Genomic DNA, 14,740 nt, shown 5'->3' with positions numbered 1-14,740 from the left:
TAATTACACATCTTATTGATTTCCTTTTCCCAGTTAAGTTTTCCTTGTTCCATCTCTCAACTAGGAAATTCCTAAAAGCACAACTACTTATAAATATTTTTAACTAAACACGAAAATAAGAGAGTGTTTTTCAAGAAAATATTAACGCTGAAACCGATGGGATAAATATACATTAATCGCTAAGAGCAAACGTAGGGTATTGGTATCTATATTCCTACAGAATACTAGCTATATTTTTGTCAATATTTCAGGAATATTTTCTGGTAACCAATAGTTGTATATTCTTGCCACTCCCCTCCTCCCTACTCCGTATTAGATATTTCTTTTTTATATTTCCCAATCCTTCAATCTCTAACATTCAAAAATATTAGTTTATCTATAATCAAAGGAGTAATATATGGAGACATTAACAGCGTCTCAGTTTAACCCTACAGGTAATATTAGTGGTTTAAAATTTAATGACATTAACGCCAATGGTAGGTTAGATCCTAACGAATTTGGCTTACCTAATTTCACAATTTACTTGGATATTAATAACAATGGTTCTCTAGACTTTAATGAACCTGTTAATATTACCAATAATTTCGGAGGTTATTTATTCAATAACCTACCACCTAATACTTATACAATTAGAGAAATTCAACAACCAGGTTTTAACCAAACTACTCCCGACCAAATTTTAAATGTAACTCCCGGAAGTAATCTGACAAATATCAATATTGGGAATGTAAATAATCGAGGCGAAATTAGCGGTACGAAATTTAATGATACGAATACTAATGGAATATTTGATTCTGGAGAAAATGGTTTAGCAGATATTACTCTATATTTAGATATCAATCAAAATGGATTTTTAGATGAGGGAGAACCTCCGACTATTACTGATGTTAATGGTGAATATTCTTTCCAAGATTTACCTCCTAATACTTACATCTTGCGAGAAATTTCTCCACCAGGTTTTGCTCAAACTACTCCCGACCAAATTATTAATGTAACTCCCGGAAGTAATCTGACAAATATCAATATTGGAAATGTAAATAATCGCGGTGAAATTAGCGGTACTAAATTTAATGATACGAATGCTAATGGAATATTCGACCCTGGAGAAAATGGTTTAGCAGATATTACTCTATATTTAGATATCAATCAAAATGGATTTTTAGATGAGGGAGAACCTCCGACTATTACTGATGTTAATGGTGAATATTCTTTCCAAGATTTACCTCCTAATACTTACATCTTGCGAGAAATTTCTCCACCAGGTTTTGCTCAAACTACTCCCGACCAAATTATTGATGTAACTCCCGGAAGTAATCTGACAAATATCAATATTGGGAATGTAAATAATCGCGGTGAAATTAGCGGTACTAAATTTAATGATACGAATGCTAATGGAATATTTGACTCTGGAGAATTGGGTTTAGCAGATATTACTCTATATTTAGACTTGAATCAAAATGGATTTTTGGATGAGGGGGAACCTCCGACTATTACTGATGTAAATGGTGAATATTCTTTCCTAGATTTACCGCCAGATACTTACATAATTAGGGAAACTCAATCAGCAAATTTTGACCAAACTACTCCCGATCCAATTATTAACGTAACTTCCGGAAGTAACATCACAAATGTTGATATTGGGAATGTAAGTAACCGTGGTGAAATTAATGGGATTAAATTTAATGATGAAAATGCAAATGGAATATTTGACTCTGGAGAAAATGGTTTAGATAACTTCACCTTGTATCTAGATTTGAATAACAATAGTCTCTTAGATATTGGGGAACCTGCAACTATCACTGATGAATTTGGTTTCTATTCATTTGAGGATTTACCTCCTAATACTTACACAATTCGAGAAGTGCAAAAATTTGGTTTCTCTCAAACTACTGTAGATCCAATTGTTGATGTAACTCCTGGCAGTAATATTAATAATGTCAACATTGGCAACTTCAATGAATTTCTTTAAGCTATGCTTTATAGAACCCCCGATCGTCTCTTTGTCTGTGATTAAATTTTTGAGTTAAAGTTCGGGAGTGGAATAGAGGCAATACAGGAAAAAGATTGAAAAATACTCCCCTACTTCTCTACTTTTAAGATTAGAATCAGAAGATTTATTCGGTTAGATCGCCATTTTAGCTAGTGCTAACTTTTGCATTCTGTGAAGCTCCTGGAAAATTTCGCGCGTCAAAGAATTTTCGGTTCCATTCTCGCAATTTTTGTGATATTATAAAGATTAACTGGGGTCGCTCGCCTATAAGCATGACTTTTTATTCAACCAAATTTCCTTGGTAATAGACGAGCGAGTATTCAGGAATTTTCTTTGGCAAAGCAAGAGCAGAAATATTTTCATCTTCTGGAGCTTCCGATAAACTTATGTGCTGATTTTTCCCATCGTCAAATTTTGCCATCCATCCTAGCGTGGAAAACTCTCAACATTTTCATTGCCTTAAGCTTCCGAAAAAATCGCGCGTCAAAGAATTTTCGGTTCCATTCTCGCAATTTTTGTGATATTATAAAGATTAGATGGGCTAACTCGCCTATACGCATGACTATTTATTCAACCAACTTTCCTTGGTAGTAGAGGAGCGAGTATTCAGGAATTTTCTTTGGCAAAGCAAGAGCAGAAATATTTTCATCTTCTGGAGCTTCCGATAAACTTATGTGCTGATTTTTCCCATCGTCAAATTTTGCCATCCATCTTAGGGTGGAAAACTCTCAACATTTTCATTGCCTTAAGCTCCCGAAAAAATCGCGCGTCAAAGAATTTTCGGCTCCATTCTCGCAATTTTTGTGATATTATAAAGATTAACTGGGGTAACTCGCCTATACGCATGACTTTTTATTCAACCTATTTTTCTTGATCGTAGACAATCAAATATTCAAGAATTTTCCCCAGGAGCAAGAGCAGAAATATTTTCATCTTCTGAAGCTTCCGATAAACTTATGTGCTGATTTTTCCCATCGTCAAATTTTTCCATCCATCCTAGCGTCGAAAACTCTCAACATTTTCATTGTCTGAAGCTCCCGAAAAAAATCGCGCGTCAAAGAATTTTCCCTTCTATTCTCACAATTTTTGTGATCAGCTTAAAGATTAAATGGGGTTGTTCGCCTATACACATGACTTTTTATCCAATTAAATTTCCTTGGTAAAAGAACCAAGTATTCAGGAATTTTTCCTAGGAGCAATACCAAAAATATCTTCATTCCCAGGTAATACAAATTCCCCAAAACAATGCTATACTTGCTCAAAACTTCAGTTACTAACTAATAAATCAGTAAAAATAATGTTTTTAACAATTTTTTGCCATTAAATAAATATTTAAGACATTTTTAAACTATACTCTCTACTCCATACTTCCTACTTTTTCTGCTTAAGGAGATGTAGCAATACTTTTTAGAAATGGTATAAATATCACTATATACAGTTTCAATTTCAGGAAAAAAAGTTAAGTTTTATTAATGTGGAAAATTCTGATCCGAAACTGTGTAATATTTAAATTAAATGCATGGCAAAGATACGTGAATCTTGACTGTTTATCCCTGTCGAGGTCTTGCCATGAACAGCGATCGTAGCAGGAAGTAAACATCAGGTTGCAACATTATCCGAAGCTTTGTATTAGTTTTATAGATTTAGTAGCAAATTATGTCTCAAGTTCCCTATGGATTTACTCAAGTCAACGAATTTACCCCAGCGCCTAATGGTGAAAATAATCCTTGGCGCAGTATAGGTAATATTGCTAATTGGTCTTACAATGCTCAGGAAAAAAGCTTTCTTCTAACAGCCGAGAGCAGTAATACTCTTCAAATCAAGATTTATATTCTCGGTCCTTCTGCTTTTCAGGTCCGTTTTAATCCCAACTCTACCGACTACTCGAATAACTTATCTAGTGCTGTAGTCAACCGTAACTTGGGTTCGGTCAATGTATCCTATAAGGAGGATGTAAATGAGACCAACAATCCAGTCATACGTATTGATCTCAACAATATTACAATCTTTGTTGGTTTAAAACCCTATGGTATTCAAGTCAAGCGTGGCTCTCAGACCATCCATGAAACTTGCTATAGCTATAACTTAGTTTACATACCAAAATTTTTAGAGCCGTCTACTTTAGTGCCGGAAGTAACGGCCTGCTTTATGAAAGTTGCTCCTGGTGCAGGATACTACGGTTTTGGAGAAAAAGCGGGAGTTAATCTCAACAAAAACTTCGGCACCATGACCTTTTTCAATTATGACAACTTTACCTATGAGGGACCTGATACAATCCAAGGTGATAGTTATCCTGTTGTGCCATCAGGACCAGGTCCTCTCAATGTAGAAGAGCCTCTCTACAATTCGATGCCGATTTTAGTAGAGTGGAATCCTAACCCGTCAGGATATTTTGCTGGAGATCCTTACGCTTACGCTATCTTTTTAGATAATCCTGGTCAAACCTTCTTTAACGTTCAGAGCAATGACTACTCCGAATACATGGATGGCAAATACTACTTGGGTGCGCTGTATAGGGAGATGAATTACTATTTCATGGCGGGAGACGATATCCCTTCAGTGTTGCAGCAATATATAATCTTAACTGGACCATGCCCTATGCCACCAATGTATGCTCTGGGCTATCAACAAGGAGGATATGGGTATTACGACACAGAGCGTTTGATGGAGGTTGCTAACTCCTATCGTAAGTACAATATTCCTATTGACGGCTTACACATTGATGTTGATTTTCAAGATAACTACCGTACTTTCACTGCTAGCAAGAAAAGATTTCCCCAAGCAACACAGCCCGATCCTAGCAATCCTGATGGTACTACAGTCCTATTTAGCCAATTACACCAAATGGGATTTAAGTGTAGCACCAACATCACAGGCATCATGACTATGGTGACGAAAGATGATTACGACCGAGATACTCCATATTCTGTGCAGGCTATCAACCTTAGCTACAACGAAAATGGCTATTCTGCAGTGGGGCAGCCTTACAATAGAAATGTGATTCAGGAAGGTACAGAAAAGAACTATTTTATTACCGACTACTATCTAGATGCTAATGGAAAGAAACAAGGGCAAGGAGGACCATTCATCACCAACGAAAGCTACGGCTGTAATACAGGTTTTAATCCTGAATCTACAATACCAAATGTCAAAAATGTTCCTGGTTGTAGTTGTCCTAATATCCCTCTGGGAACTTACGGCCACTACGGGGATCTTCTTAGAGGTGAGGTCAAGGCTTGGTGGACTGGCAATTATTATGAATTAATCAACAATGGGCTAGACATGATTTGGCAAGATATGACTTGTCCTGCTGTGACTCAAAGTACGGAAGCTGCTGCTCATTACAAAACTTTACCTGGCGATCTTTTAATGAGCGATCTTGATGGTAGTCAAGTTCCTAATGCCAAGATTCACAATGCCTATGCTCTCAACATGATCGATGCAACTTACCACGGTCTTACTGCTATTAAGGAAGCATTACCAGAGGGACACTACAACAAAAATAAGCGTAACTTTATTATAGCTCGGGGTGGATATGCTGGAGTACACCGCTATGCTGCAAACTGGACAGGAGATTCAGCTTCTTCATGGGATTTCTTATCGATCAACATTCCTGAAGTCCTAAACTGGGGAATGTCTGCTCAACCTTTAAGTGGCTGTGATATTGGAGGATTTGCTAATGGTTCTGGTAGTGAGGACAAGTATGGGGTAACAGTTCATAATAAGTTTAACACCGATCCAAACAACCCACCATACATTACTGGAGGTGAAACAGAACCAACACTCTTGGCTCGTTGGATGACCATGGGTGCATTTTTGCCTTGGTATCGTAACCATTATGATGGTTATACCAAAGCTTATCAGGAACCTTACAACTACACCTATTACATAACGAAGCAGACTCCTAATCCTCGTGACACGCGAGTCCTTCCAGCTTGTGCTAAATACATCCGAATTCGCTATGCACTTTTGCAATTGTTCTATGATGCGATGTATGAGTGTACTCAAACAGGTATGCCTATTTCTCGGGCAATGTTCGTGAACGATCCTCAAGATTCAAGCCTCTACCCCCTAACTGATGTTAATGGCGTAATCTATGTCGGGCCCGACGACAATGAGAAGACATATGACACAACCCCAACATACCGTAACCAGGATCAATTCTTCGTGGGACGTGACATACTGGTAGCTCCTCTTGTTCTTCAGCGTTGGCAAGAACAGTATTCTTACGGTCCAGGAGAAAAGCATAGCGCACCTTCCCGACCTGTTTATTTGCCTAGTGGTTCTAATTGGTATACCTTCACCGGCAATTTTTCTTTCCCATCTAGCCAAGCAACCTCTCCTATTTCAGATACTAATTTACCTACTGTACTGGATGGTAAATTACAGCCTTCTACTCCAGGTAATTACACAATAACGTGGTTTTTTGAGGAGCAACCACTAGATTTAGTTCCTGTTTATATTCGGGAAGGGGCAATTATTCCAGTGCGTCAACTAGAGTTATATGTTGGGCAATGGGAGAAAAATTACCTTACCTTCAACATTTATCCAGGCAAGGAAAGAGTCTATAGTCAAGATCCAGCGAAGGATACCAGCTATACTTGGTATCAAGATGACCACATCAGTACGGATGCTGAGAAAAATAAAGCTTATCGGACTACTCGGATTGAACATCAGCAAAAAGATGGCGGTAAGCAAATTACCTTGACTCGGACTTATGATAACTATCAACCTCCTGAAGAGTTTTATTATGTGGCTTTATTAGGACAAACACAAGCACCAAGTTCAGTTACAGCTAATGGTAGTCAACTCTATTCATCAGCAGGAAGTCTCCAAGCATTAGCTGATTCAAATATTAATGCTTATTACTATGACAGTAATAGCCAAACTGTCTATATCAAAGTCTTTGATACAACACCAACGATGAGGCTTTTTGTGTCAGGTGCACAATAAATTACCAATTTTATATATGGTAGAGATTAAAGTTAGTTTTTGAAACTTTTGCCGGAGGTTAGTAATTTTAGTTTCCAAACTAACTATCTCTAGGAAGTAATCTTCTAAACCCCTGAGATTGCTTCCTTCCACTCCGTTCCAGTTGCAATGACTTGGGTGCGGAAAATATGCTCCTCAAAAATCGCTATATCTCGTTGGTTGGAAAAATTTGCACACAGCTTGGTAATTGTAAAATTTACGCGATGTGCAACTTTCTACAGAATCATCAACATTTCTAGGTCTTTAGCAGAAAATATACTGCTCAAAAGTCCTTAAATCTTGTTGGCTGGAAAAAGTTGCACACGATGTAAAATTTGTACCTTGATAAGCTTGATCAGCTTAATTTCAGAGAAGAACATGAATCGAATCAATAAAATTTGTACTGCTTGTTTGCTCAGTTTTGTTTTGTTAATTTACGGGTTTCCAGCTCAAGCGGGAACTACTACTGCTCAAGCTCAATCTTTATCTCTAAGTCCAAATATTCCCATTGATATTCCTATTACTCAGCAGAGAGAAAAAAAATTACTAAATAACAATTTTCCTCTTTTACAGCGGATCTTTGATGTATTTTCTTGGCAGTCCTTTATTGCTTTCAACTGGCCTGTTGATTCTGAGGGTAATCCTCTTCCAGAAATCACTGATTCAGGAACTCCCGAGTGGCAAACTTGGAAGGAAAGTCTTCAGGTATTTCGTCCTGATGGAGGCGATCCTATGCAGGATACTCCTCGGCGTTGTGATAATAACCCAGGAAATATGAGAGAGCTTTATGTAACCAGTTCTATCTTTTCCAATACCGTCGATCAAAATATTGCCGATGAAGTCGATCAAGCTTTTACCTCTCCCCTCTACGATCAAAACGGTAAAGAAGTCCGTTACGAAATCTTCATCAATGACGAGGAGTACAACTACATAGTAGACAATAAGCTCTATAACCTTGATGGTCAAATTGCCTATTCCCAAAACAGCCATCTGCCTGTAAATTTTCCGACTGGGGATAATGCCACAGGAGAAGTAGGAGTGATTGAATTGAAATTGGCTTGGAAGGAATTAAATATTGACGATCGCAGCCTTCCCCACCTAGACATCCCTAGTCGCTTCTATACAGAAACAGTTTTACTACCTGATTTGGATGATAATGGGGAGCCGATTTTGGATCGTAATGGCAACTTTAAGAATTGTGAAGAGAAACAAATGGGATTGGTAGGAATGCACATTTCTCACAAAACCAAATCTTCTCCCCAGTGGATTTGGGCAACCTTTGAGCAAGTTGATAATCTCGATGTTAATGATTTGGAAAGTGTAAATGGTCGGCCTTTATATCCGTTATTCCACGACTACAGTGCAGCAGGACAGACTTTACCAGTGAATGTTCCACCTATACCTCGCGATATAAAAACGGGTAAACCTGATATCAGTGGAATGAAGAGAACTCAGGTATCTCGTCCTATTCCTATTCCTAAAGCTAAACAACAATTAAACGAACAAGCCCAAGGAATATTAGCTGCAGTTAGCTCCCCATTACAATATTATGAACTAATCGATACCCAATGGCCAACTGCACCGCTTCCTACTGATAAGTGTAGGTTTCCTACTGATAGTTGTTACGCAGCTGTCCCAGGGAATCCATCTCCTGATAATCTTCCTGAAGGAATTACCAGAAAGTCTACTGGTTCACCTGCTCCTGTTTACTTAACTAACAGTATCATGGAGACCTACTTCCAAACTGGGAATCAAGAAGCCCATTTCCAAGAAAATGGTTTCCCTTTTGATAATACTCAAGTCTTTGGAACAGAAAGTTGTATGGCGTGTCATTTCTCGGCTGGTATTGCTACTGGTTATATAACTAAAAATACCAATGGTCATTCAACAAAAGTGCCAGTTTTTGGTGGAGATTTATCTGCTGATTTTAGTTGGTTACCACAGCTAAAAGCTCAATTTATGAAACGAAATTCACAATAAGTGAAAATAATAATCATTCTGAAAGTGTGAGAGAGAGGGGTTGTTAATAGCAACCCTTTTTTCTGACAAATAATACAAATCTGCTTGAATACTTAAATTATATAGTTGTTATATAGTTGGGAAAGATGGAGAGATGAGGAGATTGAATATTGAAGCGTAGATAGAATTATGAACATATATTATATAACCGGATTCTATATAAATGGTATAATTTATAGCTGATAGCTGATAGCTAAATGCTTACAAACAGTATTAGATAAATTAAAGAGGTTACTGAGTGAAAATCAATCTGCAAAAAGAGGAGTTTAGTTATGCTTATGTTCGAGCAGTTGCTACTGTTGCAGGTTGTCTTTGTGAGAGAACTACTCCATCTTTAGATGGGTTAGGAATTGATTTAATTTTAACTGGGTTAAAGTAATCACCACGAGAAAGTTTTCCCATTCTTTATACTCAGGTAAAATGTACTTCTAGGGAGGTGATTAATAATGATTTAGTCCGCTTTCCTTTGTCTGTGAAAAACTATAATGAATTGAGACGAGTTAATCGTTATCCGCCGATAATTTTAATTGTTGTGGTTGTGCCGAAAAAAGTAGAAGAATGGCTACAACAATCTGAGGTATCTCTTTGTCTTCAACATTGTGGTTATTGGTTGTCTTTAGCGGGAGCTGTTGCTACGGAAAATCAAGATAATATTACAGTTTCAATTCCTAGAAAAAATATGTTTACTGCTGAAGCCTTGGAGATAATTATGCAGAAAATCTTGCAAGGAGAAGGGTTATGAATTTAATTATTAAAGATATTGATTTATTGAAAAATATTCAGCCGGAAGTTGTAGCTAATTATTTAGAAAAGCGAGGTTAGCAACAGCAAAGGCAGATTGAAAATGAGGCAATTATTTGGAGCAATGAATTGTCTAATTTAACTTTGGTTTTACCCTTGAATCCAGAAGTAGCAGATTTTCCTGTAACTATGAATTTATTGGTGGAAAATTTAGCTAAGTTTGAGGAGAAAACTGAGTCAGAAATTCTGCAAAACTTAATTACTAATTTTCCTAATGTGGAGATACAAGGATTAGTTGTGGGGGTGAGGTCTCCTGAAGGAGATAAATTGAGTGGAGAGGTTGATTTAATGGGAGTAGTTATGAATAAATTGGAGCGGATAAAATTGGTATTATTTGACCGGGATTATGTGACTGCTATTAGGGCATATCAAGAACGTTTTCCGGTGTTATGTAGGGGTAATTTGGTGAAAGAAAATAATAATTTTGTGTTGAAAAATGTTTGTAGTTTTGGTGATGAAGATATTCCGTTACTAGTTAATGTAAAAGGAGAGGAAATTATAGGAGATACTTACAATGTTAAACAAGCTGGTGCTATCAGGAAAAACCCTCGTTTAGATAACAATACATTCTATCAATCTGAGCAAAAGCAGACTTTAGCTGAGGCAGCAAAAGAAATTCAAAAACTCCTAAATCAGTTAGAGCAAAGTAACCCTAATGCTACTGGCGGTGAAAAAATTACCTATGTTAATGATGAAACTACACCTAGCTTTAAACGCCGGCTTGTTGTTGCGTTACAAGCTGCTGGTAGGGCACCTATTGAAAAACTTATAGACAACCCCTATGTCAATATTGTAAAGGCCATTATTGAGGGGTGGAGAAAACCAGAGTGAATTTTGTTTCCTCTTGACTCAAACTAATACATCTAAATTGGAAGTTGAGAAAAATTGCTTAATTTAGAAACAAAAACATACTCTACTTCTTTAACTGTGTTCCTCCCCAAAAAACTAAAGTGACTGTTGATATTTCACCAAAAGTTCAGGGATATAATCATAACCATCCACTCCAATAACTGGCAAAATTCCTGACCGTTTCTGCTCTAAAATTTGATAAAAATCTTCTCCCAATTGACCTTTCAATACAACCATTAATCGAGCAGTTTTTCGCCATTCATTAGCACCAATTTTCTCTAAAAGATACATACCCAAACAACCTACAAAAACAGCTTTCTCTAAATTTTGTAAATTATAGTAAACCTAAGCAAGATAAGCCAAATTTAAACGTTGTAAATATAAATCTCCAGAATATTGAGCTGCTTGCCAAACCCCGGCTAAATATAACAGTGCATCTTCAGGTTTTTCTAACACCATAAATGCAATTCCTAGACTACTAAAACAGGTTTTTTTAGTGTGGATGACAGAGGGTATAAAATCATAAATTAAAGAGGTTGGTGTTAAAAATTATCTTTATTCTGGGTGAGCGATCGCTCTAGAGTTTTATAACTATATTTGATAATCTATTGATAGCTTTCGCAAATATTGACAGTGGTCTTAATTGTGGTGCTATAATATGATCATTTATCTAAAATCAGCTTATTTGACTAAATAATATTGCTATGAAAGCTTACATTAAGCTAGAGGGAGATGTTACAGGAGAGGATTCTTTTTATTTTAAAGAACTTACTAATCTTATAGAAAGAGAATGTGACTTATCTGTAAAAATTGAAGGAATAGAGTCTCAACCTGGGGTGAAAGGTAGTTTAGCAATAGTCTTAAACATTGCTTCATTAACTCTAACTACTATTCAAACTTTGTTCACTACTTTACAATATTGGGAATCAAAACAACGAAATGGGGAATTAGAACTGAAGTATTCTGTATTTGTTGTTGTCTACACTCGGACTTTTAAGGAAAGACTTTTACTTAAAAATTTGTCGGCAGAAAAGGTTATAGAACTGCAAGAAATAATACGTCAGCATCAACTTCAACCTTCTCTTGAAGATGAATATATTGAAGTTCAAATACTGAAGCAGAGGTAAAGGTTAATGTCAGAAGATTCACCGAAAAGAATTGCTTTAGTCTTGAACTCCTCAACTGGTGAAGAGCTAAAGGGAGGAAACCGAGATGTTTCAAGAGTTTACTCTATTTTGACTAATCCACAGCAGGGGATGTGTCTTCCCAATAAATCTAAACCAATACATGATTGTGAAAATAGAGACAGTTTTGAAAAAAAATTGAGGTCTACTCTCCAAGGTTGGGATATCAAAACTCAGTTAGTTTTCTACTTTTCAGGACATGGAGATATTCGGGGAAATAATCAATATTGTCTAAAAATGGGGTTGGATAATTCTGAGTGGTATCCCTTCAAAAATTTAATGAATGAGTTAGATTTAGCAGGAGTTCAACGTGCAATTATTATTCTTGATGCTTGCCATAGTGGAGCTGCTGTTGAAGGGAGTAGAAATTCAGATGATAATGTTTTTAACTCTATAAAAAAAGATGATATTCCTCAAGGAATTGCTATTATCGCTTCGTCTCGAAAGACTCAAACAAGTCAAGAACTATTAGATGGTTCATCTGGAGTATTCACAGATATTTTTTGCATGGGTATTGAAACAAGTCTTGATGAAAAAGGAACAAATGATGGAAAAATTTATGTTGAAGATATAGTTAGTTATATTAATTATAAATTGGAAACAGAAGAAAGATACTCAAAGTTTCCACAACGTTCAGTTTTTCATCTGGATAGAGCTGAGAAAAAAATTTGGATTGCTCAAGGGAAAAAGATGGAATATTCTACTCAGGACAATGTTAAATCAAGTCATTCTATTAGAACACCTGAAGAACTAAAAATTCTCTACGAACAAACTCACCCTAATCGACATCCTTCTCCACAAGCTACTACTAAAGATATAGATTTAGAGCTTCTACAGAAATACGCTAATAAAGTCGAACCAGAACTTTACAAGACAGCTAATTTAGAGGAAGTCCTATCGAAACTAAAGCTTTATTCCCCCATTCAATATGGAGGTAGAAATGTACTTCATAAATCTGCTGTTCTCTGCTTTTATAAAAGACCTGAAATGATATACCCCCAGGCTAGGTCTGTTTTTGTTTTTGGGAGACCCAAAGAATCTAATTTTGTTAGACAAGATATATTTGGTCCTTTAAGTTTTCAAGTTGAAGCTCTAGTCGAAAGAGTCAAAAAGTATTCAGAAACTATATCATATATAGCAGAAAATGGACTTAGGAGAGAAGTAGAAGACATTGATATTCAAGTGGCGCGGGAACTAATTTCTAATGCTATTGCTCACAGAGATTACCAATTATCAGGAACAGTAAAAGTTACCATCACACCAGAAGCACTTGAAGTTTATAGTCCGGGTACATTCTCACCAAAATTATCTTGGGATAAGCTAATTGATGGTATAGCACCTGTATCAAATCCAGTTGATGAAGCTATTGCTTTGTATCTTTTAAACTTATTAGTATTTGAAGGAATTGGTCGTGGTTTTGATGTATTTAAGGAGTACATAAAAGATAACGGATCTGATAGTATTATTTGTCAAGAATTGCCAGGACCTACTACATATATTCGTGTTTTACGTCGTGCCAAAAATCAACAATTAACATCTGTTTTGAAACCTCCACGTATAGAATTTAAAGAAGCTATAAACCCAGAAGTTTATATTTCCACAGAAGAAACAAAGCAAATAGTTACAAAAAGGGGAATTATTAGGGAGAGCAAAAAAATTTATAACCGCAAGGTTTATATGTTAATTGATCAAAGCGGTTCAATGGTGAAAAGAGACCGTTTATTCAACAATGAGCGTCGTTGGAAAGCTATTGCAGAAGTTATAGAAAGTCATGTTTATAATATTCTCAATGAGGAAGGTATGAATGGTGAAAAAATTTGCGATGAAATTACCGTAACATTTTTCAGTCCCAATCGTCCTCCAACAGTAATTCGTCCTATTCAAGATGACTCTCAAGTACCTGCTTTATTTGAAGAAAACCAACCCGATAGTAACACTTTTTTAGCTCCTACTTTTCAAAAAATTGTCGGACAATGGTTTGGTACGCGAATGCCAAATGAAGGAGGATTTATAATTATCTATACAGATGGGGAACTTGACGATTACCATGCTTTTGTTAACCATATTCAAGAAACTTGTGGCAAACTTAACAGTCAAGATGAATTAAAAGTTGTGATTATTGGATTTGGTAGTGATGTTAATCACAACCCGAGGTTTTATTTAATGCTTGATGCTAATGCGAATTCCTTTATAGATAAAAACTCAAAACCATGCAACGTTCTTGCATTCGAGCTGTTAAATAAAATGCCTAATATAATTGACTTACTTAAGCGTTCATTGGAATATTCAAAAGTAGGTTTACCTGACTGGGGTAAAGAATTTTGTCCTGAGTTGTACGATTAACTAACTGATAATCTAATTTATAAATAATAGGGATTGAAAATAACTAGAAAAATCTAGTTATAGAAGTTAACAGATAAAAATTTTTACGACTTTTAGGACTTTAGGGAATAGTAGGTAGAAAGTTAATCAACTAGGGTTGGCTAACTTAAATATTTCTAAGTTTTATTTAAAGCTTGATGCTAAATACTGTTTCCCCAAAAAACTAAAGTCACTGTTGATATTTCACCAAAATTTCAGGGATATAATCATAACTATCCACTCCAATAACAGGCAAAATTTCTGAGAGTTTATGCTCTGAAATTTCATTAAACTCTTCTCCCAATTTACCTTTCAATACAACCATCAACCCAACAGTTTTTCCCCATTCATTACTACCAATTTGCTCTAAAAGATACATACCCAAACAACCAGCAAAAACAGCTTTTTCCAAATCTTGCAAACCATAATAAGCTTCAGGAGATAAGCCAAATTCAAACCTTGTAAAGTCTTTGTTGCATGAAATATAGCTGCCGCACTTGGGACCCATATGTACAAGAATAACGCGCGGAAACTACTGTAACTATTGGACAATAAATAAATAGAA

At 36.1% G+C, this 14,740-nt stretch carries 12 protein-coding genes; 8 read left to right on the top strand and 4 right to left on the bottom strand.

From position 1 onward, the window contains the following. Positions 1-397: 397 nt before the first annotated feature. Complete coding sequence (locus F6K40_RS02260) at positions 398-1,969, top strand: SdrD B-like domain-containing protein (protein WP_293130760.1); 1,572 nt, start codon at positions 398-400, stop codon at positions 1,967-1,969. 301 nt (positions 1,970-2,270) lie between these two features. On the opposite strand, the gene F6K40_RS02255 is transcribed toward F6K40_RS02260, so the two are convergent. Together F6K40_RS02255 and F6K40_RS02250 are read right to left on the bottom strand one after the other, a co-directional pair. Next, positions 2,271-2,411 carry a hypothetical protein gene (locus F6K40_RS02255; RefSeq protein WP_293130757.1) on the bottom strand — a complete coding sequence of 47 codons (141 nt, stop codon included), beginning with the start codon at positions 2,409-2,411 and terminating at the stop codon, positions 2,271-2,273. A 145-nt stretch (positions 2,412-2,556) separates the two neighbouring features. After that, positions 2,557-2,697, bottom strand: coding sequence for a hypothetical protein (locus F6K40_RS02250; RefSeq protein WP_293130754.1), 141 nt, complete (start codon positions 2,695-2,697; stop codon positions 2,557-2,559). A 949-nt stretch (positions 2,698-3,646) separates the two neighbouring features. Here F6K40_RS02250 and F6K40_RS02245 point away from each other — a divergent pair. The 5 genes from F6K40_RS02245 (at position 3,647) to F6K40_RS02225 (ending at position 10,612) form a co-directional block, all read left to right on the top strand. Beyond that, entirely contained in the window at positions 3,647-6,943 is a 3,297-nt protein-coding gene (locus tag F6K40_RS02245) for a TIM-barrel domain-containing protein (protein WP_293130751.1), read from the top strand. Between the two features lie 396 nt (positions 6,944-7,339). Further along, positions 7,340-8,941 carry a hypothetical protein gene (locus F6K40_RS02240; RefSeq protein WP_293130748.1) on the top strand — a complete coding sequence of 534 codons (1,602 nt, stop codon included), beginning with the start codon at positions 7,340-7,342 and terminating at the stop codon, positions 8,939-8,941. Between the two features lie 277 nt (positions 8,942-9,218). Then, the gene (locus F6K40_RS02235) at positions 9,219-9,359 is read left to right on the top strand and encodes a DUF4365 domain-containing protein (protein WP_293130745.1); all 141 of its coding nucleotides are present in this window, start codon (positions 9,219-9,221) and stop codon (positions 9,357-9,359) included. Positions 9,360-9,380: 21 nt separating this feature from the next. Beyond that, the gene (locus F6K40_RS02230) at positions 9,381-9,722 is read left to right on the top strand and encodes a DUF4365 domain-containing protein (RefSeq protein WP_293130908.1); all 342 of its coding nucleotides are present in this window, start codon (positions 9,381-9,383) and stop codon (positions 9,720-9,722) included. Between the two features lie 128 nt (positions 9,723-9,850). Next, a complete protein-coding gene (locus tag F6K40_RS02225) occupies positions 9,851-10,612 on the top strand; it encodes a hypothetical protein (RefSeq protein WP_293130742.1) in 762 nt (253 codons plus the stop codon). A gap of 114 nt (positions 10,613-10,726) precedes the next feature. On the opposite strand, the gene F6K40_RS02220 is transcribed toward F6K40_RS02225, so the two are convergent. Then, entirely contained in the window at positions 10,727-10,921 is a 195-nt protein-coding gene (locus F6K40_RS02220) for a hypothetical protein (RefSeq protein ID WP_293130739.1), read from the bottom strand. Positions 10,922-11,334: 413 nt separating this feature from the next. On the opposite strand from F6K40_RS02220, the gene F6K40_RS02215 reads away from it, so the two are divergent. Together F6K40_RS02215 and F6K40_RS02210 are read left to right on the top strand one after the other, a co-directional pair. After that, positions 11,335-11,757 (top strand): hypothetical protein, encoded by a 423-nt coding sequence (locus F6K40_RS02215; protein WP_293130736.1) that lies wholly within the window; start codon positions 11,335-11,337, stop codon positions 11,755-11,757. A gap of 6 nt (positions 11,758-11,763) precedes the next feature. Then, complete coding sequence (locus F6K40_RS02210) at positions 11,764-14,157, top strand: caspase family protein (protein ID WP_293130733.1); 2,394 nt, start codon at positions 11,764-11,766, stop codon at positions 14,155-14,157. 208 nt (positions 14,158-14,365) lie between these two features. Here the strand turns inward: F6K40_RS02210 and F6K40_RS02205 are convergent, their stop codons facing one another. Beyond that, positions 14,366-14,683, bottom strand: a complete 318-nt coding sequence (locus F6K40_RS02205; RefSeq protein ID WP_293130730.1) for a hypothetical protein — start codon at positions 14,681-14,683, stop codon at positions 14,366-14,368. Positions 14,684-14,740 lie beyond the last annotated feature (57 nt).

It is taken from the genome of Okeania sp. SIO3I5, from assembly GCF_010672085.1.
Taxonomy (GTDB): Bacteria; Cyanobacteriota; Cyanobacteriia; order Cyanobacteriales; family Microcoleaceae; genus Trichodesmium.
Note: the sequence above shows the minus strand (reverse complement) of the source record. Positions and strands in the feature narration are given on the sequence as shown.